Below are 24,684 nucleotides of genomic sequence, written 5' to 3' on the forward strand. Positions count from 1 at the left end.
TAAAAATTATGAGGAGAAATTAATGAAAATAATCGAAGGAAATTTGGCTTTAAAAGGCGGCGAGAAGATCGCTATAGTGGGCGCGAGATTTAACCACATCATCACCGATAGGCTGGTCGAGGGCGCGAGGGACGCGTTTTTGCGTCACGGCGGGGATGAGGCGAATTTGAGCCTCATTTTGGTGCCGGGCGCGTTTGAGATACCGATGGCGCTAGAAAAGGCGCTAGCCAGCGGTAAATTTGACGCGGTTTGCTGCGTGGGAGCGGTGATAAGAGGTTCAACTCCACACTTTGACTACGTGAGCGCCGAGACCACCAAAGGCATCGCAAATGTCACGCTAAAATACGGTAAACCGGTGACATTTGGCGTACTAACGGTAGATAGCATCGAGCAAGCCATCGAGCGAGCGGGCTCAAAGGCTGGGAACAAGGGCTTTGAGGCGATGACGGGCGTGATCGAGATGCTAAGCTTATATAAAAATTTGGAGGCGTAAAATGGCGACTCGTCATCAGGTTAGGCAGGCTGTCGTTTCGTTACTATACTCAAACGAGATAAATCCGGTAACTGCTGCATTTGAAGAGGAATTTCTAGAAGAGAAAAAGATAAGAAACGAGCGCAAACATGAGGCGCAGCAGACTTTTAAAGAGGTGCTCGCAAACAAAGAAAAACTAGATGAAATTTTAAAGCCATATCTAAAAGACGGCGATTTTAACAAGGTTGGTGCGACTGAGCTTGCCATTCTTAGACTTGGGCTTTATGAGATGAAATTTAGCCAAACTGATAAAGCTGTCATTATAAACGAAGCGATCGAGCTTGCGAAAGAGCTCGGAAGTGATCAGGCACCAAAATTTATAAACGGTGTACTTGATAAGCTAAAGGGCGATCTGTGAGGCTCTGTGTCGCACTTGATATGGCTAGTCGCGAAGAGAATTTAGCCCTTGCTAGAGAGCTAAAAGGGCTTGATCTTTGGCTAAAAGTTGGGCTTAGAAGCTACCTTAGGGATGGGGCAAAATTTATAGAAGAGCTAAAAGGGATTGAAGGTTTTAAAATTTTTCTTGATCTAAAACTTTATGACATACCGAACACGATGGCAGATGCGGCTGAAGTCGTCTCAAAAATCGGTGTAGATATGATAAATGTGCATGCTAGTGCTGGCGAGCGTGCGATGAAGACAGTTATGGATAGGCTAGCTGGTCTTAATAATCGCCCTTTGGTACTTGCAGTATCGGCACTTACTAGCTTTAGTGAGAGCGAGTTTGACGCTGTTTATAATGATACGATCGTAAGAGCTGTTAGAAAATTTAGCCAGATGAGTTTTGAAGCAGGACTTGATGGAATGGTCTGTTCTGTTTTTGAAAGCAAGCTCATTAAAGATGTAACAAATGAGAAATTTATCACCCTTTGCCCTGGTGTTAGGCCTTTTGGCGAGAGCGCTGGAGATCAAAAAAGAGTAGCAAACTTAATGAGCGCAAAGCAAGAAGGTAGCGACTTTATCGTTGTTGGCAGGCCGATTTATGAAAATGCAAATCCAAGAGAAATTTGTGAACGAATTTTGGTTAATATTTGAGCTTATGTAAAGTTGTTTTAATCATAGTTTTTATACAAAAATTTTTACAAAATGTTGCACATAGGTGCTTGGTCGCGGTAGCGATAAGCGTTTTTATATGTTTTATCGTATGATTTGCTACTACGCCAATACGCCGCGCTTAGACAAAAACCAAGCTAAAATGGTAGCCTTAGAAGGACTAAATTTATAAATTTTTATTTTTAGATTCTCTATCTGAGTGCTATAATTGTGAAATGCAAATTTAAGCAAGATATCAGCAGTATTCAATTATAATGCGATTTCTTTTTTATGGACAGATGGGTGAGCGGCTGAAACCACACCCCTGCTAAGGGTGCAGCTCTTAATCGGGGCTCGAGGGTTCAAATCCCTCTCTGTCCGCCACCACTTATAAATAATCACAAACTTTTATCAACTTTTGCAAACATTGAGCTGCGATTTTAACTTTATTTTAAAGTCTTTATCCATAAAATTGCAAACTATTACAAACAATAGCAAACTATTATTATCATAACTTTTTAGCTGACTTTTGGCTGATTGCCTTTAAAAAAGTAGCTAAAAAAATAAAAATAGTCAGCCAAAAAGGATTATAAATGCCTAAACTATCACGCCAACTCACGATCACGCAATTTAAAAATCTAAAAGCCAAAGAGAAGCCATATTTTGTCAGCGACGGCGATAACCTGCTAATTAAAATAATGCCAAACGGCACAAAATTTTTCATATATGAGTTTCGAGAAAATGGCAAACGTCACCGCCTAACTCTTGGCAAATATGATGAAATGAGCCTAAGCGAGGCAAGAGATAAAAGAAGCGAGCTAAGATTAAAACTCAATCAAGGCGAGAGCCTAACGCAAACAGCAGAAAAAACAAAATTTAAAGCAGTATTTGAAGCGTGGTATAAAACAAAAAGTAAGTTGAGTGAAAAGCAGCAGTTTTGGATGAAAAGGCGGTTTGAAGCGTTGTTATTACCAAAACTTGGCGAGATGGACATAAAAGAGATAAGCAGAAAAGACATAATAGCTGCCATTAGCCCCCTGCTCGAGGACGAAAAGCTAGAAACAGCCGATAGAGTGCTAAGTATATTAAGCGGCTTTTTCAAATATGCTCTATTACACGAGTATGTAGATCACAATATAATAGCGGATATTGACAAAAAGACACTATTGGGGCGTAGAGAAGTGAAACATTTTGCCTACCTAAAAAACGATGATGAGATAAGAGCCGTATTAATGGCGATAAGAGATTATTTTGGGGATATAAGGGTAAAAACTTGTGCGGTTTTTCAACTATATACCGCAGTAAGAGGGCAAAATGCCAGAAATGCCAAATGGTCGCAGATAGATTTTGAAAATTGCCTTTGGCATATCCCAGCTGACGAGATGAAAACGGCAAAGCCCCACGAAGTATTTTTAAGTAAAAGTGTAATCAACCTATTAAAAACATATCGTGAGCGCTTGCCTTTAAAAAGTGAGTTAATTTTTCCGTCCATAAAATCAAACATTGCCCCACTAAGTGACAACACTATCCGTGTAATGCTTAGAAATCTAGGTTTTAATAAGGATATGGTAACTCCACACGGCTTTAGAGCCACGTTTAGCACGATCGCCAACGAAAACATAGATAAGCACGGCTGCAATAGTGATGTTATTGAGCTTTGCCTAGCACACGTTGAGAACAACAAGGTTAAAGACGCATACAACCACGCCAAAAATTTAAAAGCAAGAGCTAAGCTTATGCAGTGGTGGAGTAATTATTTAGATAGTTTGGGCGGTTTTGCCTGATTTGTAGACACGGATAGATTTTAGCGAGTAGTAGATTACCCGCGAATTGACCTTATTTGCTACGATCACGCCTTGCTTCACTTTGTCATAAAGTGATCGTGCAGATATGCCTAGCTCTTTTAGGGCTTCATCTTTAGTTATAAATTTATCGCTCATTTCTTGTCCTTTATATAATCTTTCAAATCTCGCAAAGCGCGCCGTAAAAAACGGACGTCGCATTTAAATAAAAGAGCTTGTATTCGCTCAACTAAGCTCATCTTTTCATTGTGCTCCTCACAAAACGCTTCTAGGTTTGCAAGTGCTGCTAAATGTTTATCTCTTTCAGGGCTACTCATTTAGTAACCCCTTATTCTCATAGATATTGCCTAAGACTTCTAATTCATAAACATCATCAAGACACTCCATGTAATGCTCTTTAGTGATAAATCTTATGCAAAAGGTAAAAAAATGAGAATAGATAAAAATGTGAAGCAAATAGCGTTAGAAACTTTGTTTGGGTAGGTGTGGACGTAAGGTAAAAAATGAGAACCCGAAATGCAAAATTTAGGCATTTTTTTGCATTTTGAAAGTCAAAGCTTCAATCTACTTCAAAATTACTTCAAAACTTCAAAAAATATTTTAAAATAGCGTAAAATAGGCTTTATGCTAATATTAAACCCGATGGAAGAACTTTTTTAACGACGCCTACAATCCTAAGCTGGTCTAGCTCATCGTCTTCCTAAAGTTCATTCATAGAGGTTAAGCGAATACACTTTTTTATCGGGCCTTTAAGTAACTTTTTGACATATAGATCGCCACCGAGGTTTGCTATAACTATCTCACCGTTACTGGCCTCGTGTGTAGGTAAGACAAGCACCATATCGCCGTCTTTTAAAAACGGTTCCATACTGTTACCAAGCACTTTTATGACATCGTATTGTTTGGCCGGTATACGCAATATAGTCGTTAAAACCTTGAGCTTAAAGGAGAAACAAAGATCAAATTTAATGCACAAAATATCCTTGATATTACTGATAATCCTGATACGGTGCTTAAAATAAAAGGTGGTGATGTTGATGCTAATGGCAATAAAATCACAAAAGTTGATCTAGTTCATAAATGGGCCGCAGATCATTCATATGATACTGCTGGATTTAAAGGCTACTCAAGCATAGATCAAATAAATGGAAAAACTATCCATATCCAAATAGACGACAAAATCCATACCGATCTTTAATCCCCAAAATGAGTGCGTAAATTCGCACTCATTTCAAACTCAAACTCACATTATTTTTTAAGTCTTGTTTTACTAATATTTGCTCCTTAAAGGAGAAAATATGAAAAATTTAATAGCCGTTATTATAGTTATTGCTGCACTTGCTTTTGGTGCTTTTAAGTATATAAATTCATTTGTTGCACTTGATGAAAATGTAAATGCAAAGTGGTCGCAGGTGTTAAATCAATATAAAAGAAGAGCCGAGCTTGTACCAAATTTGGTTGAAACTGTAAAAGGCTACGCAGCTCATGAGCAAAAAATTTTTGAAGATGTGGCAAATGCTAGAAGCAAGAGCATGCAAGTAAGCGTTGATGCAAGTGGTCTTAGCGATGAAGCTAAGATGAAAGAATTTATGACAGCACAAAGTTCATTTGGCTTGGCACTTGGCAGGCTTATGGCAGTTAGCGAGAACTATCCAGAGCTAAAAGCAAATCAAAATTTCTTATCTCTTCAGAGTCAGCTTGAAGGTACGCAAAACCGCATAAGTGTAGCAATGCATGATTATATCGAAGCTGTAAAAGAGTATAACGTAGCCCTTAGAAGCTTTCCAAATAAATTTATAGCAAGTGCTTTTTATCCTGAGCTAAAGCCAAAACAAAATCTTGAAATAAGTAACGAAGAGAAGATAAATCCAAAAGTTTCATTTGAGAAATGATGAAGAAAATTTTTGCTCTTTTGTTTTTTACATTTTGCTTTTGTTTTGCCATAAATTTTAACGAGCAGATAAATGATGAGGCTCAAATTTTCTCTAAAAATGAGAAGGCTGAGCTTTTAAGTTTGGTGCAAAATTACGAGCAAAATAGTACGACGCAAATTGCTATCGTGACTCTTAAATCACTAGAAAATAAAAGCATAGAAGAGATCTCTCTTGAGATAGCTAGAGGCTACAAGCTGGGACAAAAACAAAGTAGTAATGGAGTGCTTTTAATAATCGCTCCAAACGAGAGAAAAATACGTATAGAAGTTGGTTATGGACTCGAAGGTGTGCTAACTGACGCTATATCAAGCCAGATCATAAATGATGTGATAGTGCCTAAATTTAAGCAAGGCGATATGGGCGGTGGCGTGATAGATGGCATAAGAGCCATCATAAAGGTAGCTAGTGGTGAAGAATTTGAAAGTGCGAGTGATGATGAAGAGATACCGTTTGGAATAGTTGCCTTTTTTGCTGGCATGATCTCGTGTTTTGTCTCTGGCTTTTTAGGTAAATTTTTTATGCGAGTTGGCTTTAGTGCGTGTTTTGCAGGACTGATATCTACGGTATTTGAGCAATTTTTTGGCGTGCAAAATTACTTCATTGTCTTTGCCATTGTGTTTGTAATATTTTTTATTATTTTAAAAAATGCTTTTAAAAGAAATACTCAAAGCAAAAATACACATAGTGATTTCGGGCGTGATAGATCAGACTCAAATAGCAGTGGCAGTGGCCATTCAAGCAGTTCAAGAGGTGGTGGCTTTAGTGGCGGCGGAGGCTGTTTTGGCGGAGGTGGAGCAAGTGGCAGTTGGTAAAATTTCATCAAAGATTAGCTTGTAAAGCTCAAACCCTTTAAAATATATAAAAACTTAGGAGCAAAGATGCTAGCTGGCGAGCTACTTAAAAGCCATTTTGCTAAATTTGATCTGGTGGCAGTGCTTAGTAAATTTTTGGAGCAAAGTCATTTTGATAAAGAAAAATTTGATCTGCTTAAACAAAATAACTTTAAAAATTTAGATAAAAATATAAAGCAAGAGATAGTTGGGACTGCTTGCTTTAAAGAGTTTTTTGACGATAAATTTCAGAGTTTTTTATGCGAGCTTATGCAAAGTAAAGTTTTGATTGTTTCTGGCAAAGAGTATAAATTTAGCGAGCTTGAAATTTATACTTGTTTTGACGCAAATACCTACAAAAGGCAGTGTGAAGCCGGAGAAATTTACTTTCATAATTTTGGCTTTGACATATCTTTTAAAAGTGAGCCATTGCTTTATGGTGGCATTTTAGTAAGAAGCCTAAAGCCCTTAAACGGGCAAAATTTTATCTTTGGGCCAAGAAAATGTGCCTTGCATATCTTAAATAGCAAAATGAGCAATTTAAACTTTGATCTAAAAGAGGCTGATTTTAGAAAAGATGGGATTACTTTTACGCCACGCATTAGATCATTTGGCGATGAAAACCAGCAAAAAAATGATCATCTTAGAGCATTTACTGCCGAGTTTGAAAAAGCCTTAGGGTTTGATGAAAATTATAAAAAGAGATTAAATGCCTATAAAAAGGGGTGAAATTCATCTTTTTATCAGCTTTTGTGGTGAGAAATTTAGCCCAAAAATGCTAGATAAAAAAGATCGCAGAAGAGTAAAAAAATACCCAAATTTAATAAAACAAAACTCATTTAAAATATCTCGCTACTTAAAATTTAAAGCAAAGATGCGAGGTAAAATCTGTCTTTCTCATAAAGAAAATATCGCAGTTTTAGCCATTTCAAAAGAAAAGGTCAGAGTCGAAAATTTAAAAAAGAAATTTTAGCTCTAAAATCAATGAAGGATTTTAATAAATTTGTCCTTGATGAAAATACTAGCGTAGCTTAAGTGAGCGGCTTTGTAAAGGGCTTGGCAAGTGATGAGGTGCTTGCTCGCCACAACGCTTTTAGCCTAAATTTTGCTGATTCGCTAAATGAGAGTCTAACTCAGGCAAAAGAGCTTGCTCTGAAGCTAAAAATGGCAGCACTTGTAGTCGCGTTTTTACTGCTATGGTTTTACTTTGGTGCGCTTATTTCGGCACTTGTGATGGGTGTCATCATCTTTGGTGTACTTCTTACGCTCTTTATCTTTGCCATTTTTGGCGTAAATTTAAGCATCTTTGGCGTCTTTGGGCTCATACTTGCAAGTGCTGTTGGGATTGATTACATGATATTTGCGCTAAATGATAGCCTTAGTGAAAAAGAGCGAATTTATGGGATATTTTGCTCATTTATCACGAGTTTTATCTCGTTTTTTACTCTTTCTTTTAGCCAGACCGCGGCTCTTAGCGTATTTGGACTAAGTGTTAGCCTTTGCGTGCTGATATATGGGCTATGTGCTAGCGTTTTATCTTGTAAAAAGATAAAAACTTAGTTTGATTTTCAGCCCCCAAGCGGCTTGTCTAGCTCGGGGCTTTGATGGTTTTTGTTATTTTAACTCATTAAATTGCGCGTAAGGGTTTTATAAAAGACAAAATTTATGCGAAAAATATCTCACTTTTTAGGCGAAGTAGACATAGATAGGCGCTCAGAACACTCTGCTCTCTAATGTAGTTGCGATCTCCTTTTAAAAGAAGTCTCTCAACCTCGATATTGCCGTTTCTATCGCCAGCTGCGACGTAGACCGTGCCAACTGGCTTACTAGCTGTCCCGCCGCCCGGTCCTGCGATACCGCTAATGGCAAGAGAAAAGTCCGCATTTGTTGTGCTTAGCGTACCTTTTACCATCGCCTTTACGCAAGGCTCGCTCACGGCGCCATAGGTATCTAAAATTTCATCCTCAACGCCTAGCCACTCGTGCTTTATATGGTTTGCGTAGGTTACCAAGGAGCCGTCAAAGCTAGCTGAAATACCACCATATCTTGCAAATTTTGCCGCCGCAAGCCCAGCCGTGCAAGACTCGGCAAATGAAATTTTAAGCCCCTTTTGCATGAGTCTTTTTGCTACAAAAGCGATCACATCTTTTTGCGGGATAAATTTTTGCGAAAATAGTGTTTTTACTCCCTGTAAAAAGCTCTCGATCTGGCCAAATTTATTACTTTTTGCCCTTACTAGTATCAAATTTGGCAGGGTCTGCGCAAGCGTGATATCGACCTCATAAGTTTTAGCAAGTGGCAGCATAAGGATCTTGGCGCTGTCAGTATCAATGTCTATTAGATGAAAGTAGCTAAAATCAGGCTTAAAATCAATCAAAAACTCGCCGAGTTCTTCATTTGGATTAGCTTTTATGAGATTTATTTGAGCGTTATTTAGCTTGACTAAAAAGCTATTTTTTGAGTAGTCTAAGCTATCTTTAAGTGCAAGTGTCGTGCTATCTTTTAGCTCAAGCGAGCCCCCAGTTAGAGTCGCTATAATCTTTGCCGCGATAGCAAAATTTTCATCCGAGCCAAAAATGCTTACAAAGTCGTAATCTTTTGATAAATTTTCGATTATAAAAGGTAGCTCTTTGCTATTTTTTGGAGCAAAACTAACCACTCCAAGCTCGCCAAAATGATCCTCGTAACTTTGAAAAATGTAGTTTAGAAATTCTCTATTTATCTCAAGATCTTCGCCTATTATTAAGATACTTTGTCTCATTTTTAAGCTCCTTTTTTTGCCTCATTATACTATTTTTCAGTGTGATTTAACCAGCACAGGTGTAAAATTAGCAAATTTTAAAATCAAGGTAAAAAATGGACTACAAAGAGACGCTTTTACTCCCAGAGACAAATTTCCCGATGCGCGGAAATCTCCCACAAAATGAACCACAAAGACTAAAATCATGGTACGAAGACCGCAAGGTTTACGAAAAAATGAAGAAAAATCGCCAAAACGCGGCTAAAAATTTCAACATCCACGACGGCCCTCCGTATGCAAACGGCCACCTTCACATCGGCCACGCGTTAAATAAAATTTTAAAAGATATCATCACAAAAACGCACTATTTTTATGGCGAAAACGTCCGCTATGTGCCAGGCTGGGACTGCCATGGCTTGCCGATCGAGCAGCAAGTCGAAGTAAAGCTTGGCGATAAGAAAAAAGATCTTAGCAAGGTCGAGATCAGAGAGCTTTGCAGACAGCACGCGAGAGAATTTATAGACATTCAGCGAAATGAATTTAAAAGCCTTGGCATCATCGGCGACTTTGAAAATCCATACATGACGATGAAATTTGAGTTTGAGGCTGACATCTACAAAGCGCTTTGCGAGATCGCTAAAAAAGGCCTTTTGGTAGAGCGAAGCAAGCCAGTTTACTGGAGCTGGGCGGCTAGATCGGCACTAGCTGAGGCTGAGGTTGAGTATGAGGAAAAAGAGGACTACTCGATATATGTAGCATTTGGCCTTGACACAGACGCACTTGAGAAGCTTGGCGTAAAAGAGGCAAGCGCTGTCATCTGGACGACCACGCCTTGGACACTTCCAGCAAATCAAGCCATAAGCCTAAAACCAGATGAAATTTACGTGCTAACGGCTGAAAATTTGATCTTTGCAAAGCCACTACTTGAAAGCGTTGTGCAAAGTGGCCTAAGCAAAGGCGAGATCAAAAAAGAGTTTAAATCAAGCCTACTTGAAAATACTCACGCGATAAATCCACTAAACGGCAGAAAATCGCGATTTTTACTAGGCGATCACGTCATGATGGACGGGGGTACTGGACTTGTTCATACAGCTCCAGGACACGGCGAGGACGACTACTACGTATGTTTAAAATATGGCTTTAGTGAAATTTTGATGCCAGTTGATGACGGCGGCTGCTACGATGAGAGCATAAAACATCACGGACTATTTAGAAGCGACGTGGTAGACGAGTTTGTCGGCATGCACATCTTTAAAGCAAATGAGAAAATTTTAGAGCTACTTGGCAAAAGCTTGCTTAGCGTCTCTAAATTTAGACACTCTTATCCATTTTGCTGGAGAACGCACAAGCCTGTCATTTATAGAGCCACAAAGCAGTGGTTTATAGCTATGGATGAGGCTAAACTTGGTGGCAAAACGCTTAGACAAACAGCGCTAGAAGAGCTTGAAAAGGTTAAATTTTATCCAAGCGTTGGCATAAAAAGAATAGGCTCGATGATAGAAAATCGCCCAGACTGGTGCATCTCTCGTCAGCGTGACTGGGGCGTGCCGATCGCGTTTTTCAGAGATAAAGCGACAAAAGAAGTTATATTTGATAGTGAAATTTTAGACCACATCGTGGCTATCTTTAAAGAAAAAGGCGCTGATGCGTGGTGGGCGCTAAGCATAGACGAGCTTTTGCCAAAAGGCTCAAAATACAAGGCTGAAAATTTAGAAAAAGTGATGGATATCCTTGATGTTTGGTTTGATAGCGGCTCGACATGGCATGCGGTCTTACAAAGTGACAACTACGACGCTGGCAAATACCCTTCAAGCATGTATCTTGAGGGCTCAGACCAGCACCGCGGCTGGTTTCAAAGCTCGCTTCTAGTAAGCACAGCTATAAATTCTCACGCACCTTATGAGAGCATATTAACTCACGGCTTTACTGTCGATGCTAAGGGCGAGAAAATGAGCAAGAGCAAGGGTAACGTCATCGCTCCGCAAGACGTGGCTAAGACTCACGGCGTGGAAATTTTACGCCTTTGGGTTGGCATGAGCGATTATTCAAGCGATCTAAAAATAAGCGAAGATATATTAAAGCAAATCAGCGAGCAATACCGCAAAATCCGTAACACTATACGCTTCTTGCTAGCAAACGTAAATGACCTTGAAAGCTTAAATACAGAGTTTAACATCCTTGATAAATGGATACTAGCACGCGCTAAAAAGGTCTTTGATGAGGCGAGCGCTTGCTTTAAAAACTACGACTTTTCAAAGGGCTTTAACATCCTTTTAAATTTCCTATCAGCCGATCTTAGCGGCGTATATCTTGACGTTTGCAAAGATAGACTCTACTGCGACGCAAAAGACGCCCCAAGAAGAAGATCAGCCCAAAGCGCAATGGCGATCATCACAAAAACACTACTTCCACTCATCGCTCCAACGCTTACTTACACCGTTGATGAGGTGATGGACTATGCTCCAAAGATCATCAAAGGCGATGCAAAAGACGCATTTGATCTAGTTTATGAGCCGATCAAATTTGATCTTAGCTTTGAAAATGAGCTACTTTTTGCCAGCAGGGAGAAATTTAACGAGATCGTGGATGTTCTTAAAAAGGATAAAAAGATAAAGTCAACCCTAGAGCTAAGCCTAGAGACCACAAGCCACAACATCACAAGCTACGACGAGCGAGAAGTGGCAGATCTTTACATGGTAAGCTCAGTTAGACCTTACGATGATAGCGAGCCATTAGCCGAGTTTGAGCTTGAGAATGATAAATTTAAGATCATAGCAAGCAACCTTCACAAATGCCCAAGATGCTGGAAATTTAACGCTAGCAAAGAAGATGCGCTATGCCCAAGATGTGAAGAGGTCATAAGTGCTAAGTGAGCCAGTAAGCGCAACTATCATAGTCGCAACGATCGCTGTGGTGGTCGTTGTTAGCTTGTTTGGCATATTTTTGGTTAATAAATTTAAAGGATAAAAATAGTGGTAACTTTAAAAGAAGCTTTAAAATTTTCAGCTGAAGAGATAAAAAATTTACGAGCTGAGCTTGAGGCAAAGATCATAAAAGAAAAAGAGCTTGGCGCTTATGTTGAGCAACTAGCAAATTTAGAGATCGCGAAACTAGGCGAGGGTGTACCAATTGCTATAAAAGACAACATCCAAGTAAAAGGCTGGAATGTAACAAGTGCCTCAAAAATTTTACAAGGCTACTTCGCACCTTATAACGCAACTGTCATCGAAAAGCTACTTGGTAAAAATTTAGCTCCATTTGGCCGCACAAATATGGACGAATTTGCGATGGGAAGCACAACTGAGAGCTCATTTTACGGCAAAACACTAAACCCACTAAATCACGCTCACGTCCCAGGCGGCAGTAGCGGTGGCTCAGCAGCAGCAGTCGCAGCTGGCCTTGCAGTCGCAGCACTTGGTAGCGATACTGGTGGCTCGATCCGTCAGCCAGCAGCATTTTGCGGATGCGTAGGACTTAAGCCAACTTACGGCAGAGTGAGCAGATACGGCCTTGGCGCATACTCAAGCAGCCTTGATCAAATAGGCCCTATCGCTCAAAACGTAGAAGACGCAGCCATTTTATATGACGCGATCGCTGGACACGACCCAAAAGATAGCACGAGCGCAGATGTGCCATTTGTGAGTATTAGCGACAAGATAGATGGCAACAAAAAGCTAAAAATTTGCGTCATCAAAAACTACGTCGAAAACGCAAACGAGCAGACAAAAGCTGCTTTAAATTTAGCGATCGAGAAGCTAAAATCACACGGTCACAGCATAACTTACACAAATTTTGAAGACTCAAAATACGACGTCGCAACCTACTACATAATAGCAACCGCAGAGGCAAGCGCAAATTTAAGCCGCTATGATGGCGTAAGATACGGCAGGCGTGCGGATGCTAAAAATTTAAAAGAGCTATATATAAACTCACGATCAGAAGGCTTTGGTGAAGAGGTAAAAAGAAGAATTTTGCTTGGTACGTTTGTATTAAGTAGCGGATATTACGATGCTTACTACATCAAAGCACAAAAAGCAAGAGCACATATAAAAGCTCAATACGAGAGAATTTTAGAAGAAAACGACCTTATATTTATGCCAGTAGCTCCGAGTACAGCCTATAAATTTGGAGCCCACAGTGATCCGCTTCAGGCCTATCTAAGCGATATCTACACGATCAGCGTAAATTTAGCAGGCCTACCAGCTATCTCTGTGCCAGTTGGCAAAGATGATCAAAATTTAAACGTGAGCGCCCAGCTCATCTCAAAAGCGTGGGACGAACAGACCTTGATAAATGGTGCCAAGAGCCTAGAAAATTTAATAAAAGGATAAAAATATGAAGATAGTAAAGAGAGCTTTAACATTTGAGGATGTGCTTCTTGTGCCGCAATACTCTGAAATTTTGCCAAAGCAAGTTGATGTCAAAACCAGAATCAGCAAAAACGTCACGCTAAATATCCCGATCGTCTCTGCTGCGATGGATACGGTGACTGAGCATAGAACTGCTATCATGATGGCAAGGCTGGGCGGTATCGGCGTCATCCACAAAAATATGGACGTCGAAAGCCAAGCAAAAGAGGTCAAACGCGTCAAAAAAAGCGAAAGTGGCGTCATCATCGATCCTATCTTTATAAATCCAGAAGCGACCGTGGCTGAAGCTCTAAGCCTTATGTCAGATCTTCATATTTCAGGCGTTCCAGTCATCGACAAAGACCGTAAACTAATAGGAATTTTAACAAACCGCGATTTGAGATTTGAGACAAATATGAGCACTTTGGTAAAAGACCGCATGACAAAAGCACCGCTTATCACTGCGCCAAAGGGCTGCACTCTTGATGATGCGGAGAAAATTTTCTCTCAAAACAGAGTTGAGAAGCTACCTATCGTCGATAAAGACGGCAGACTTGACGGACTTATCACTATAAAAGATCTAAAAAAACGCAAAGAGTATCCAAATGCGAACAAAGATAGCTACGGCAGACTTCGCGTGGCTGCGGCTATCGGTGTTGGTCAGCTTGATCGCGCCAAAGCACTTGTTGATGCTGGCGTAGATGTCATCGTCATCGACTCAGCTCACGGCCACTCAAAGGGTATTATTGATACTTTAAAAGAGGTAAAGGCAAATTTTAATGTCGATGTCGTAGCTGGCAATATCGCAAACCCAGCGGCTGTAAAAGACCTAGCAGGAGCAGGAGCAGACGGCATAAAAGTGGGCATCGGACCAGGATCTATTTGTACCACAAGGATCGTTGCTGGTGTTGGTGTGCCTCAAATTTCAGCGATTGACGACTGCGCAAGCGAAGCAGCGAAATATGGTATCCCAGTTATTGCTGATGGTGGTTTAAAATACTCAGGCGACGTAGCAAAAGCCCTTGCAGCAGGGGCAGCTTGCGTCATGGCAGGTAGCTTACTTGCAGGTTGCGAAGAGAGCCCAGGCGAGCTTATAACATTTCAAGGTCGCCAGTACAAAGTATATCGCGGTATGGGCTCAATAGGCGCTATGACAAAGGGCAGCTCGGATCGCTACTTCCAAGAGGGCACCGCTCAAGACAAGCTTGTACCTGAAGGCATCGAAGGCCGTGTGCCATTTGCTGGCAGCATAAAAGATGTGATCCATCAGCTAATAGGCGGCCTAAGAAGCGCTATGGGCTATGTAGGCGCAAAAGATATCCCAACTCTTCAAGAAAGAGCCGAATTTGTCGAGATAACAAGCGCAGGACTAAAAGAGAGCCACGTCCACGACGTAGTTATCACTCACGAGGCACCAAACTACAAAGTTAATTAGTGTTAGACCTGCAAACTAGAACTATTAAATTTAACGAGCCACTCTATCTTGAGAGTGGCCGTATGCTATCAAATTTCAAGCTTATTTATGAGACTTACGGCACGCTAAATGCTGATAAAAGCAACGTTATCGTGATCTGTCACGCCCTAACTGGCTCACACCACGCTGCTGGCACCTACGCAGGCGATGAGAAAGCTGGCTGGTGGGACGGGCTAATAGGCAACAAAAAGGCGGTCGATACCGATAAATTTTACGTTATTTGCGTAAATATCCTAGGCTCGTGCTTTGGCTCGACTTCGCCACTAAGTGTGGATAGAAGTAGCGGTAAAGAGTATAGACTAAATTTCCCAGTCCTTGCCATAAGCGACGTAGTAAAGGCGCAAATTAGGTTATTTAGCGAGCTTGGCATCACAAGGGCAAGAGCCGTGATAGGTGGCAGTCTTGGCGGTATGCAGGCACTTTGCTACGCTATCGAGTTTCCAGAATTTGCGCAAGATATCATAATGCTTGCAAGCACCTATCAGACTAAGCCTTGGGCGATAGCGTTTAACAAGATCGCCATTGAAGCCATTTTAAACGATGAAAATTTCAAAAACGGCGAATATGACGCGGAATTTATAAGAAAAAATGGTCTAAAAGGCATGGCTTACGGCAGGATGGCAGGGCATATCAGCTTTTTAAGCCCTGATAGCATGGATAAAAAATTTGGACGAAACTACGTAGAAACTGACGGCCTTTACGATCTTTTTGGGCATTTTCAGGTCGATCGCTACATGGAGTATAACGGCTACAACTTCCCAAAGAGGTTTGACCCGCTAAGCTACCTATACATCGTAAAAATGATGAACATCTTTGACTGCACAAGGCACTATGATAGCCTAAAAGACGCCCTTGCGCCGATCAAAGCAAATTTACACCTTATTGCATTTAAAGGCGATCTGCTATTTCCGCCAAGCTGCATGAGAGAAATTTATGACGCACTTTGCGAAATGGGCCGAGACGCAAAGACAAATTTTGTAGAGATAGATAGCAACTACGGCCACGACGCCTTTTTGGTCGAGATAGAAAAATTTGATGGATATATAAAAAATATATTAAAAGGATAGAAAATGGAGCAAAAAGAGCAAAGCTTTGAAGAAAAATTAGCCCTAGCAGATAAAATTTTAAACGATCTAAACAAAGATGATGTGAGCCTAGAAAATAGCATAAAGCTGCACGAGCAGGGCAAAAAGCTCTTAAATGAAGCAAGAGAAATTTTAGAAAACGCAAAACTTAGCATAAAGCAGGTGGATGATGAGTAGAATTTGCGCCCTTCAGCTACCAACTCAGCCTTTAAGTGAGGCAAGGCTGGATTACTACCTAAAAATTTGTGCTGACGAAAACGCAAGGCTGGTTGTGCTTGGTGAATATGTGCTAAATAGCTTTTTTAAAGAGCTCATTAGCATGCCAAAAAGCCTCATAAAAGAGCAGAGCGAGCGCAAGAAAGAGGCTCTTTTTGCAATGGCAAAAAAGTATGATCTAAATATTGTTGCACCCATTGTAAATCTAAAAGGCAAGGAAATTTTTAAAAGTCTAGCCAAATTTACCCCAACACAAGTCAAGCTATATGATCAGCAAATTCTCATGCCTTACGCTCACTGGAATGAGGCTAAATTCTTTAATAACACAAGCGATGAGCTAAATTTACCTATCTTTACATATGATAAATTTAAAGTTGGCGTTATGTTTGGCTATGAGGCGCACTTTGATGTGTGCTGGGCGTATATGAGTGCTAAAAAGGTTGATATCGTGCTCGTGCCAACGGCTTGTACATTTTTCTCGCAGGCGCGCTGGGAGGAGCTTTTAAAGGTTAGAGCCTTTACAAACAACGTCTATGTGCTACGCGTAAACCGCGTAGGAAGCCACAAGAGCGAAGATACTCAGTGGAGTTTTTACGGCGATTCGATGCTTATTAATCCGTTTGGTGAAGTTAAAAATAGACTCGGCAAGAACGAAGAGATGATGATCGATGAGCTTAGCAAAAAGGAGCTTAGCGAGGCTAGAAGCACTTGGGGCTTTATGCAGATAGAGGCTAAATTCAAAAGATAAAACGCTGCGACTAGGTAGAAAGAGCAAATTTAACAAAAGTTATCACGATTGTGAGTTGAGTAATGTGCCATCACAACTATGATAATGATCGCTTTTTAAAAGAATTTTGGAGTGAAATTTGAAACGAAGCGAAATTGAAAAATATATAAAAGAGAAATTTGACGTTTTTGGCGAGCAAATTTTTCCAAAGTATCCAAAAATTAATGTCTTTCGTCACAAGAAAAATGAGAAGTGGTTTGCGCTACTTATGCAGTTAAGCGCTAGCAAACTTGGGCTTGAAAGTGATGAAATGATAGAAGTTTTAAATCTAAAATGCAGCCCTGATCTAGCCATGGTGCTAGTTGATGAAGAGCAAATTTTTAAAGCATATCACATGAATAAAAAGCACTGGATAAGCGTAAATTTAAACTCCAAAATCTCACAAAAAATAGTTTTTGACCTGATAGATGAAAGTTTTGCCTTAAGCAAATAAAAGCCATTTTCAGCCTTAAATTTAGTAGTTTTTGTTAAAATCACAAAAAAATTTAAGGATAAAATTTGCAAGAGCTAAACAACGAGATCAGAAAAGTCCATTTCATAGGCATCGGCGGTATCGGCATCTCAGCCATCGCTAGATTTTTACACGAAAAAGGCCACAAGATAAGCGGCAGTGATATCAAAGAGAGCAAAACGACGCTTGAGCTTCAAAATGAAGGCATCGAGGTCATCACACCGCACTGTAAAGAGGCGATAAAAGACCAAGATTTCGTGGTCTACTCAGCCGCGATAAAAGAGGACAACATCGAGCTAGTGGAGGCCAGACGAAAGGGCATAAAGTGCTTTTCAAGAAAAGAAATTTTGCCTTATGTGCTTGAGGATAAGTGCGTTTTTGCAGTAGCTGGCGCGCACGGTAAGAGTACGACCTCTGCGATGTTAGCAAGCCTAATCGAGGGCTCAGTCATCATCGGCGCCATCTCAAAACAGTTTGGCTCAAATATGCGCTATGCTAAAAGCGATAACGTCGTATTTGAGGCGGATGAGAGCGACTCAAGCTTTCTAAACTCAAACCCATATCTAGCCATCGTCACAAACGCAGAGCCAGAGCACATGGAGCACTACGACTACGATCTAGCTAAATTTTACGCAGCCTACAAGGGCTTTTTGGAGCGCGCAAAGGTTAGAGTGATAAACGCTGAGGATGAGTTTTTAAGCACGCTTAAGCTTGATGCGATCAGGCTTTATCCAAGCACCGATATCACCGAGCTTACGATGGTTGTAAGAGACTATCAGCCATACACCAGCTTTAACCTTAAAAATTTAGGCAAATTTGAAGCCTTTGGTATGGGCGAGCACATCGCCATAGACGCCTCTTTGGCCATTCTTGCTGCTATGCATGAGACGCCGCTTAAAGACATAAGAGAAAATTTACTAAATTTTAAAGGGATCAAAAAGCGTTTTGACATACTTTGTGCAAACAAAAATTTTGTCCTAATAGACGACTACGCGCACCATCCAACTGAGATAAAAGCGACGCTAAAATCAGTCTTTGAATACGCCAAAATTTTAGGCATAAAGAGCGTCACAGCGATATTTCAGCCACACCGCTACACAAGGCTTAGTACAAATTTAGCTGGCTTTAAAGAGTGCTTTAAAGGCGTTGATGAGCTTGTCATCTTGCCAGTTTATGCAGCCGGAGAAAATCCGATCGAAGTTGATATGAAGAGCGAATTTAGCGAGTATAACCCGATCTTTACAGACAAGGTCGAGAGGGTTGAAGAGGGCATAGAATTTACAGATGAATTTGGCGTAAAAAATCGCCTAAGTGATGGCATCGTAGTTGGCTTTGGAGCGGGCGATATCAGCGTGCAGCTAAGGGGCGGATATTAATGGATCTAAGTACTTTTAAGCCTCAAGATGAAAATGAAATTTTAAAAGAGATAAATGAAAAAGAGTTAAGCGAGGATGAAATTTCAAGCCTTATAAATTTAGGCAAAAAAGATATCTTGATCGCTCTTGCAAGGTCGCAAAAGCTAAGTAGCGCTCAGATAAAAGAGATGCTGCCAAATGCCTCGTATATGGCTGTTTGCTTGTTAGTTGAAAAACAAGATATCAGTGAGGTTAAGGCTGAAATTTTAGAAAAGATCGAGCCTCATGCTGAGCTTTACAAAGAGCTCATCGCAAAATATAAGGGCGTAAAATGGTAAGAAATTTGATAATAATCGCCGGCGTGATGCTACTTTTTGGAGCGATCTGGGCGATAAAAGATGAAAAGATCAGCAAAGGCATAAAAGCGCTCGTTAGCGCGGTGCTTGTAGCGATCCTTATTTGCGTCTATTTTTACGAAGAGAATTTATCAAAGAACGAGGATGCCATCTCAAAGCTAGTTAGCGATTTTAAACAGGGCAAAACACTAAAATGTGGCGAATACAACGTGAGCTCTGAGAAATTTAACTACGAATTTGGCACGGCGTCATTTTTGGCTAAAAGAGAATTTAGTGATCTCTCAGGCGTCATCGTGCCTATAAAAAGTTGTGAGCAATGACTGAAGAGATATTTTTAAAGCTCGATCTAGGCGAGTATTTAGAGAAATTTAACTCCTTTTTAGCAAGGCAAAAACCGCTATTTTTACAAGGCGACAGCAAAATCCACTTTGAAAATATAAACGAGCTTTCAAAGTATGATTTTAAGGCGCCTGATGAGATAAAAGAGCTTGATGACGCGCTTATGAGACTTAGCAAGCAAGCAGTGCTTCACATCAGCGAAATTTACGAGTTTGCAAAGATCATTAAGTATTTTTCATATCTAAAAAAGCAAAAATTTGAAGGCAGGCTTGGCGAGTGGATCGCAAAGGTAGAGATCCCAGAAGCGATGAGCCAGATGGCAAACAGCTTTGATGAAAACGGCGAGTTTAGCGACAGCGTGGATGAGAGATTTGCTGCGATAAAGCAGGCATTTGGCGAGAAAAAGCGCCAGATCGACGCTGAGCTTAAAAAGCTCATCTACTCAAAGCACATCACGCCCTATCTAGTCGATACCCAGACGCACTACATCAACGCGCAAGAGGCACTTTTGGTGCGTGGCGGCTTTAATCACGCCCTAAAAGGCACCGTGATCGCTAGAAGCTCGGGCGGCTACTTCTACGTCGCACCTGCAAGCACCGAGCGCCTAAAAAAGGAGCAAAGCGAGCTGCTTGATAGAAAAGAGGAGATCATTTTTGAGCACTGCAAGAAATTTAGCCTGCAGATGAGCAAGAGCTTGCTCTTTTTGAAATTTATAAATAACGCTTTTGACCAGTTTGACGCATATCAGGCTCGTGTAAATTTGGCTAGGTCACGTGATTATGAGTTTGTTTTGCCAAATAGCTCGCATGTTATCAAGCTTGAGAAATTTGCCCATCCAGCGCTAAAAAACCCAAAGAGCGTGAGTGTGGATTTTAGCAAAAAGGTGCTTTTAATAACCGGCGTAAATGCTGGCGGTAAGTCGATGCTTTTAAAATCAATCATCTCAGCCACGTTGCTTGCAAAGTATTTACTACCTATGCGTATCGACGCAAACCGCTCAACGATCGGCTCTTTTAAAGAATTTGACGCGATCATCGAAGATCCGCAAAGTGTGAAAAACGACATCTCGACCTTTGCTGGCAGGATGGTGCATTTTGCAAGGCTTTTTACTAAAAAATCGATCATCATCGGCATCGACGAGATCGAGCTTGGCACCGACTTTGAGGAGGCTGCGAGCTTGTATGGCGTCATGATAGAGCGTCTCATCACTCAAGATATCAAAATGATCATCACGACCCACCACAAGCGCCTTGCAATGTTGCTAGCTAAAAACAAAGAGGTTGAGCTAGTGGCGGCACTTTACGACGAGGCGGCTCAAAGGCCTAAATTTGAGTTTTTAAAGGGCACGATCGGCAAGTCTTATGCCTTTGAAACTGCAGCAAGATACGGCATATCTCAAAATTTAGTGGCGCAGGCTAAGAAAATTTACGGCGAAGATAAAGAGAATTTAAACGAGATCATCACAAAGACGCTAAATTTACAAACCAAGCTTGACGAGGGCATAAAAGAGGTCACGGCAAAAGAGGAGCGGCTGGAGCGCTTACTTGAGGAGCAAAAAGAGCTAAAAGAGAAAAATGAGATCAGGCTAAATGCGACTATTTCGCGCCTCGAAAAAGAGTATTATGAAGCGATAAATGCGGCAAAAGCTGTTATAAATTTCAAGGATATAAAAGACAAGCAAAGGGCGCTAAACGTGGCAAATGAGAAAAAAGCTGCCATCGTTAAACCTAAAAAAACTGAGCGCGAGAGCCTAAAAGTAGGCGATAGAGTGAAGTATGAAAATATCAAAGGCACGGTTTTAAGCATCTCTAAAAATGACGCGATGATCGAGTCAAATGGTATAAATTTGCGCGTGCCACTCGAGCTTTTAAGAAAAAATGGCAACGAGGTAGTCTTGCCTAAAAAAGGCGGCGTAAGTTTAAGCGTAGATAAGCCAAAAACGGCCTCGTTCTCGCTTGATCTGCACGGCATGAGAGCTGACGAGGCGATAGCTAAGCTTGATAAATTTATCTCAGATAGTCTTGTTATGGGATTTGACGAGGTTAGCGTATTTCACGGTATCGGCACTGGCAAGCTTGCCTTTGCGGTTAAAAATTTCTTAAAAGAGCATCCAAGCGTGAAAGAATTTCACGATGCACCGGCAAATCAAGGCGGATATGGAGCTAAAATAGTCAGGCTTTAACTTCTTCCTAAAAGTTAAAATTTATTTTAAGGTTGATATAATCAGGGCAAGTACACAAAATAAGGGAAGTAACTTTTGAGTAACAAGGATGAGCAAACGGGCAAAAATCTACACATCACTAAAACGATTATAGGTTTAGTGTTTGTTTTGGGAAGTATTTTTTTAGTCGAAAACCTGGCAGTTTTTTATTTTAAATTTAATAATGCTTCTGCTGAAAATGGTTTTAATCTTCGAAAGAAAGTTGATTATTTGACATATCAATATGTTGATTATTTCAAAAATGTCAGCAAATATGATGTCGCAAATTTTCAATCTTACATTAACGATAGTGCTATGGGCGATGTCCTTTTATTAAAGGATGATAATAAAAATGGATACAAGGTCGTAGCGTCTTCAGATAAAAGAATAATAAATCAAGAATTTAACGACAAAAGCTGTGGAAATATCTTTGCTCATAATTTCCAAAAAGATTATTTTTGGGCAAAAATTTTGCCAGAAAATGCCGCTCAAGTTTGTATGTTTGTGCCAGTTGGAGAGTATATATTAGGCTTTAAAGGAAAGGTCGATCAACGTATTACTGGTACGCATGATGAGTACTTTTTTGAGTGGCTTTTAAATAATATGGCTTTAACATTCATCTTAAGCCTCATTGGTGCAATAGTTGCTTTGTCTACTTGTATATGGTATGCGGTTAAATATATAAAAGAAAAAAATAACTATAACGCATTAAAAACAGATGCTAAAAAACAGATAGAAGAGCTTGGAGAAAAGCTTTATATCGATCCGATGACTGGACTTTTAAATAAAACAGCATTGGTGCGTGATATTAATAGCTATGAAAATCCTAAAGTAGTGCTTATAGATATTGATGATTTTGGTAAGATGAATGACTTTTACGGTAAATTTGCATGTGATCAGATTTTGGTAAAGATGGCTGATTTGATCAGTGAATTTGCCAAAAATGAGAATATGAAAGCTTACTGCATAGAAGCAGATAGGTTTGCTCTGGTAGAAGATAGTGATAGCTTTATCGATAGATATGAAGATATGGTTGAAGATTTGATAGAAATTTTTAAAGGTCGTATGCTAAGTATAGTCGATGAAGATGGTAGAGAGATAGAAGGTATCGAGATACATAGTACAATAGGCTTTGCTCTTGATAGTGACCAAACACTAAGAAAAGCAACAATAGCATTAAAAACAGCAAAAGAGCAAGATAAAGACTATGTTTGTTATTTCAAAGGGCTAAATCAAAAAGAGGAATATGCAACTCAAATAGAACGCTCTAAACTGATACAATACGCCACTATAAATAACAATATTGTTCCTTATTTTCAGCCGATAGTTAATGATCAAAAGGTACCTGTAAAATATGAATGTTTGATAAGACTTTTAGATAGAGGCGACGTTATATCACCAAATGTCTTTTTAGATATCTCAAAGCGCATTAAGCGTTATGCTGATCTTGAGAAACAACTCATTAAAAAGTGTTTTAAGCAGCTTGTAGAGGATAAGAATTTAGTACTTTCTATAAATTTAAGCAGTAGAGATATGATTGATGGTGATGTTAGCTCACTTGTTTTAAATTTATTGAACAAGCACAATGTTGCTGGTAGAGTAGTATTTGAGATCGTTGAAGATGAAGAGCTTAAAAATTTAGAGAGAGTTTCAAATTTTATCGAGCGTGTAAAAAGCATGGGCGCAAAGATCGCTATCGATGATTTTGGCTCAGGATATTCAAATTTTTCTTACATCATAAAGATCAAGCCTGACTACGTGAAGATCGATGGCTCTATTATAAAAGATATAGACATAAATAAAGATTCACACTCTATCGCAAGTGCGATTGTGGCATTTGCAAAAGACCTTGGTATAAAAACTATTGCTGAATATGTGCATTCAAAAGAGATATTTGAAATCTGTAAAGAGATCGGCATAGATGAGTTTCAGGGCTTTTATTTTGGTGCGCCAGAGCGTGCCGGCTCATAAGGCCTTTAGTGGTAATTAGCTTTTTAAAAGAGCTTTTAAGCTTTCGCTCTATCACGCCTAATGATGCTGGAAGCTTAGAACTTATCGCTAAATTTTTGCCTGATTTTGAGGCGAAATTTATAGAAAAAAATGGCACCAAAAATATCATACTTTCTAAAATTTATGGTGATGGCGAGCATCTAGCTTTTGCTGGACACGTTGATGTCGTGCCTCCAGGAGATGGCTGGCAGAGTGAACCATTTACCCCGCTAGAAAAAGATGGCTACATCTACGCAAGAGGTGCACAGGATATGAAAAGTGGCGTGGCTGCTTTTGTTTGTGCTGCTAAAGATACGAAATTTAATGGTAAGCTAAGTCTTATTTTAACAAGCGACGAAGAGGGCGACGGCACATATGGCACGCCTTTAGCACTTGAATATTTACGCGAAATAAGTGATTTGCCAAAATTTTGCGTAGTGGCTGAGCCAACTTGTGATAAAGAATTTGGTGATAGCATAAAAGTTGGCAGACGTGGCTCTATAAATGGCAAGATCGTGATAAAGGGCGTTCAAGGGCACGTGGCGTATCCTGAAAAGTGTGTAAATCCGGTAAATTTAATAGCTCCACTTTTAAATAAGATAGCTGATCACGATATGGACGGTGGAAGCGAGTTTTTTAGTCCAAGCAAGATCGTGGTAACTGATATCAGAGGTGGCATGCAAGTTTGCAACGTCACGCCAAGCGAGCTTAGCATAATGTTTAATGTGAGAAACTCAAATTTAACTGACGTAAATGATGTTGAGAGCTATCTTAGAGAGGTCTTAAAAGCGCTTGATTACGAGCTTAGCATAAAACAAAGCTCAAAGAGATTTTTAACAAATAAAGATAGCAAAATCGTAAAAAATTTAATGGCTTCTGTCACAAAGTTTACAGGCGTTACACCGGTTCTAAATACAAAGGGCGGCACGAGCGATGCAAGGCACTTTGCTGAATTTGGTGTAGATGCGATAGAATTTGGCGTCATAAATGACCGCATACACGCCAAAAACGAACGAGTTAGCACCCACGAAGTAAATAAACTTTATGAAATTTTTAAAGATTTGATAGAAAAATTTTAATCCATAAATTTCATTATCCTTAAACCAAAAAGTTATTAAGTGTCTGAAAAATACTTTCAAAAGCTATTTTGATTGATATTTCTTGTCAAAGAATTTTAAAAATAAGAAATTTTCTTTATTTGGCAATATTGCTA

The 24,684-nt window shown here is 39.9% G+C and carries 28 protein-coding genes and 1 tRNA gene; 25 read left to right on the top strand and 4 right to left on the bottom strand.

Annotated features, from left to right (window positions below):
* The first annotated feature begins 22 nt into the window (after nt 1-22).
* From ribH to CVT15_RS01790, 6 genes are all read left to right on the top strand, one after another.
* Nucleotides 23-493: a 6,7-dimethyl-8-ribityllumazine synthase gene (gene ribH / locus CVT15_RS01770; RefSeq protein ID WP_103576413.1), complete on the top strand. Its 471-nt coding sequence runs from the start codon at nt 23-25 to the stop codon at nt 491-493.
* Between the two features lies 1 nt (nt 494).
* Nucleotides 495-890 carry a transcription antitermination factor NusB gene (gene nusB / locus CVT15_RS01775; RefSeq protein ID WP_103576414.1) on the top strand — a complete coding sequence of 132 codons (396 nt, stop codon included), beginning with the start codon at nt 495-497 and terminating at the stop codon, nt 888-890.
* Nucleotides 887-1,567 carry an orotidine-5'-phosphate decarboxylase gene (gene pyrF, locus CVT15_RS01780; RefSeq protein WP_103576415.1) on the top strand — a complete coding sequence of 227 codons (681 nt, stop codon included), beginning with the start codon at nt 887-889 and terminating at the stop codon, nt 1,565-1,567. The genes nusB and pyrF overlap by 4 nt, the downstream gene beginning before the upstream one ends.
* Nucleotides 1,568-1,631: 64 nt before the next feature.
* Nucleotides 1,632-1,757 (top strand): hypothetical protein, encoded by a 126-nt coding sequence (locus CVT15_RS10145; protein WP_269059540.1) that lies wholly within the window; start codon nt 1,632-1,634, stop codon nt 1,755-1,757.
* A 100-nt stretch (nt 1,758-1,857) separates the two neighbouring features.
* Nucleotides 1,858-1,948 (top strand) — tRNA-Ser (locus tag CVT15_RS01785).
* 209 nt (nt 1,949-2,157) lie between these two features.
* Nucleotides 2,158-3,348, top strand: coding sequence for a tyrosine-type recombinase/integrase (locus CVT15_RS01790; RefSeq protein ID WP_107898328.1), 1,191 nt, complete (start codon nt 2,158-2,160; stop codon nt 3,346-3,348).
* Here CVT15_RS01790 and CVT15_RS01795 read toward each other — a convergent pair.
* The 3 genes from CVT15_RS01795 to CVT15_RS01805 all read right to left on the bottom strand — a co-directional run bounded on the left by CVT15_RS01795 (nt 3,322) and on the right by CVT15_RS01805 (nt 4,285).
* The gene (locus tag CVT15_RS01795) at nt 3,322-3,504 is read right to left on the bottom strand and encodes a hypothetical protein (RefSeq protein ID WP_107898327.1); all 183 of its coding nucleotides are present in this window, start codon (nt 3,502-3,504) and stop codon (nt 3,322-3,324) included. The two genes, CVT15_RS01790 and CVT15_RS01795, sit on opposite strands and share 27 nt — an antisense overlap.
* Nucleotides 3,501-3,683 carry a hypothetical protein gene (locus tag CVT15_RS01800; protein WP_196373524.1) on the bottom strand — a complete coding sequence of 61 codons (183 nt, stop codon included), beginning with the start codon at nt 3,681-3,683 and terminating at the stop codon, nt 3,501-3,503. The genes CVT15_RS01795 and CVT15_RS01800 overlap by 4 nt, the downstream gene beginning before the upstream one ends.
* A 383-nt stretch (nt 3,684-4,066) precedes the next feature.
* Nucleotides 4,067-4,285: a S24 family peptidase gene (locus CVT15_RS01805; RefSeq protein ID WP_141083202.1), complete on the bottom strand. Its 219-nt coding sequence runs from the start codon at nt 4,283-4,285 to the stop codon at nt 4,067-4,069.
* 90 nt (nt 4,286-4,375) lie between these two features.
* Between CVT15_RS01805 and CVT15_RS01810 the strand changes: the two genes are divergently transcribed.
* From CVT15_RS01810 to CVT15_RS01835, 6 genes are all read left to right on the top strand, one after another.
* Nucleotides 4,376-4,564, top strand: coding sequence for a hypothetical protein (locus CVT15_RS01810; protein ID WP_087585479.1), 189 nt, complete (start codon nt 4,376-4,378; stop codon nt 4,562-4,564).
* A gap of 100 nt (nt 4,565-4,664) precedes the next feature.
* Nucleotides 4,665-5,258 carry a LemA family protein gene (locus tag CVT15_RS01815; protein WP_054196173.1) on the top strand — a complete coding sequence of 198 codons (594 nt, stop codon included), beginning with the start codon at nt 4,665-4,667 and terminating at the stop codon, nt 5,256-5,258.
* Nucleotides 5,258-6,112, top strand: coding sequence for a TPM domain-containing protein (locus CVT15_RS01820; RefSeq protein ID WP_159070247.1), 855 nt, complete (start codon nt 5,258-5,260; stop codon nt 6,110-6,112). Before CVT15_RS01815 ends, CVT15_RS01820 begins: the two co-directional genes overlap by 1 nt.
* Before the next feature lie 66 nt (nt 6,113-6,178).
* On the top strand, nt 6,179-6,859 hold the full coding sequence (locus CVT15_RS01825) for an ABC transporter substrate-binding protein (protein WP_103577026.1): 681 nt from the start codon (nt 6,179-6,181) through the stop codon (nt 6,857-6,859).
* Complete coding sequence (locus tag CVT15_RS01830) at nt 6,840-7,103, top strand: hypothetical protein (RefSeq protein ID WP_103577027.1); 264 nt, start codon at nt 6,840-6,842, stop codon at nt 7,101-7,103. The genes CVT15_RS01825 and CVT15_RS01830 overlap by 20 nt, the downstream gene beginning before the upstream one ends.
* 62 nt (nt 7,104-7,165) lie before the next feature.
* The gene (locus CVT15_RS01835) at nt 7,166-7,690 is read left to right on the top strand and encodes a hypothetical protein (RefSeq protein WP_103577028.1); all 525 of its coding nucleotides are present in this window, start codon (nt 7,166-7,168) and stop codon (nt 7,688-7,690) included.
* Nucleotides 7,691-7,793: 103 nt separating this feature from the next.
* On the opposite strand, the gene CVT15_RS01840 is transcribed toward CVT15_RS01835, so the two are convergent.
* Nucleotides 7,794-8,891 (bottom strand): CinA family protein, encoded by a 1,098-nt coding sequence (locus CVT15_RS01840; RefSeq protein WP_103577029.1) that lies wholly within the window; start codon nt 8,889-8,891, stop codon nt 7,794-7,796.
* Nucleotides 8,892-8,986: 95 nt separating this feature from the next.
* Between CVT15_RS01840 and ileS the strand changes: the two genes are divergently transcribed.
* From ileS to dapE, 13 genes are all read left to right on the top strand, one after another.
* Nucleotides 8,987-11,743, top strand: a complete 2,757-nt coding sequence (gene ileS / locus CVT15_RS01845; RefSeq protein WP_103577030.1) for an isoleucine--tRNA ligase — start codon at nt 8,987-8,989, stop codon at nt 11,741-11,743.
* 99 nt (nt 11,744-11,842) lie between these two features.
* On the top strand, nt 11,843-13,201 hold the full coding sequence (gene gatA / locus CVT15_RS01850; RefSeq protein WP_103577031.1) for an Asp-tRNA(Asn)/Glu-tRNA(Gln) amidotransferase subunit GatA: 1,359 nt from the start codon (nt 11,843-11,845) through the stop codon (nt 13,199-13,201).
* A 4-nt stretch (nt 13,202-13,205) separates the two neighbouring features.
* Entirely contained in the window at nt 13,206-14,654 is a 1,449-nt protein-coding gene (guaB, locus tag CVT15_RS01855; protein WP_103577032.1) for an IMP dehydrogenase, read from the top strand.
* Nucleotides 14,654-15,760, top strand: a complete 1,107-nt coding sequence (metX, locus tag CVT15_RS01860; RefSeq protein ID WP_103577033.1) for a homoserine O-acetyltransferase MetX — start codon at nt 14,654-14,656, stop codon at nt 15,758-15,760. The genes guaB and metX overlap by 1 nt, the downstream gene beginning before the upstream one ends.
* A gap of 3 nt (nt 15,761-15,763) precedes the next feature.
* A complete protein-coding gene (xseB, locus tag CVT15_RS01865; RefSeq protein WP_004317712.1) occupies nt 15,764-15,955 on the top strand; it encodes an exodeoxyribonuclease VII small subunit in 192 nt (63 codons plus the stop codon).
* Nucleotides 15,948-16,742: a carbon-nitrogen hydrolase family protein gene (locus CVT15_RS01870; RefSeq protein ID WP_103577047.1), complete on the top strand. Its 795-nt coding sequence runs from the start codon at nt 15,948-15,950 to the stop codon at nt 16,740-16,742. Before xseB ends, CVT15_RS01870 begins: the two co-directional genes overlap by 8 nt.
* 118 nt (nt 16,743-16,860) lie before the next feature.
* Complete coding sequence (locus CVT15_RS01875) at nt 16,861-17,214, top strand: MmcQ/YjbR family DNA-binding protein (RefSeq protein WP_103577034.1); 354 nt, start codon at nt 16,861-16,863, stop codon at nt 17,212-17,214.
* An 86-nt stretch (nt 17,215-17,300) separates the two neighbouring features.
* Nucleotides 17,301-18,608 carry a UDP-N-acetylmuramate--L-alanine ligase gene (gene murC / locus CVT15_RS01880; protein WP_103577048.1) on the top strand — a complete coding sequence of 436 codons (1,308 nt, stop codon included), beginning with the start codon at nt 17,301-17,303 and terminating at the stop codon, nt 18,606-18,608.
* Nucleotides 18,608-18,925 (top strand): hypothetical protein, encoded by a 318-nt coding sequence (locus tag CVT15_RS01885; protein WP_103577035.1) that lies wholly within the window; start codon nt 18,608-18,610, stop codon nt 18,923-18,925. The genes murC and CVT15_RS01885 overlap by 1 nt, the downstream gene beginning before the upstream one ends.
* A complete protein-coding gene (locus CVT15_RS01890) occupies nt 18,919-19,263 on the top strand; it encodes a hypothetical protein (protein ID WP_103577036.1) in 345 nt (114 codons plus the stop codon). The genes CVT15_RS01885 and CVT15_RS01890 overlap by 7 nt, the downstream gene beginning before the upstream one ends.
* Complete coding sequence (locus CVT15_RS01895) at nt 19,260-21,464, top strand: endonuclease MutS2 (RefSeq protein ID WP_107898057.1); 2,205 nt, start codon at nt 19,260-19,262, stop codon at nt 21,462-21,464. The genes CVT15_RS01890 and CVT15_RS01895 overlap by 4 nt, the downstream gene beginning before the upstream one ends.
* Before the next feature lie 75 nt (nt 21,465-21,539).
* The gene (locus CVT15_RS01900) at nt 21,540-23,453 is read left to right on the top strand and encodes an EAL domain-containing protein (RefSeq protein ID WP_107898056.1); all 1,914 of its coding nucleotides are present in this window, start codon (nt 21,540-21,542) and stop codon (nt 23,451-23,453) included.
* Nucleotides 23,454-23,461: 8 nt separating this feature from the next.
* A complete protein-coding gene (gene dapE / locus CVT15_RS01905) occupies nt 23,462-24,550 on the top strand; it encodes a succinyl-diaminopimelate desuccinylase (protein WP_107898055.1) in 1,089 nt (362 codons plus the stop codon).
* The last annotated feature ends 134 nt before the right edge of the window (nt 24,551-24,684 follow it).

This window comes from Campylobacter concisus, assembly GCF_003048595.2.
GTDB classification, from domain to species: domain Bacteria; phylum Campylobacterota; class Campylobacteria; order Campylobacterales; family Campylobacteraceae; genus Campylobacter_A; species Campylobacter_A concisus_L.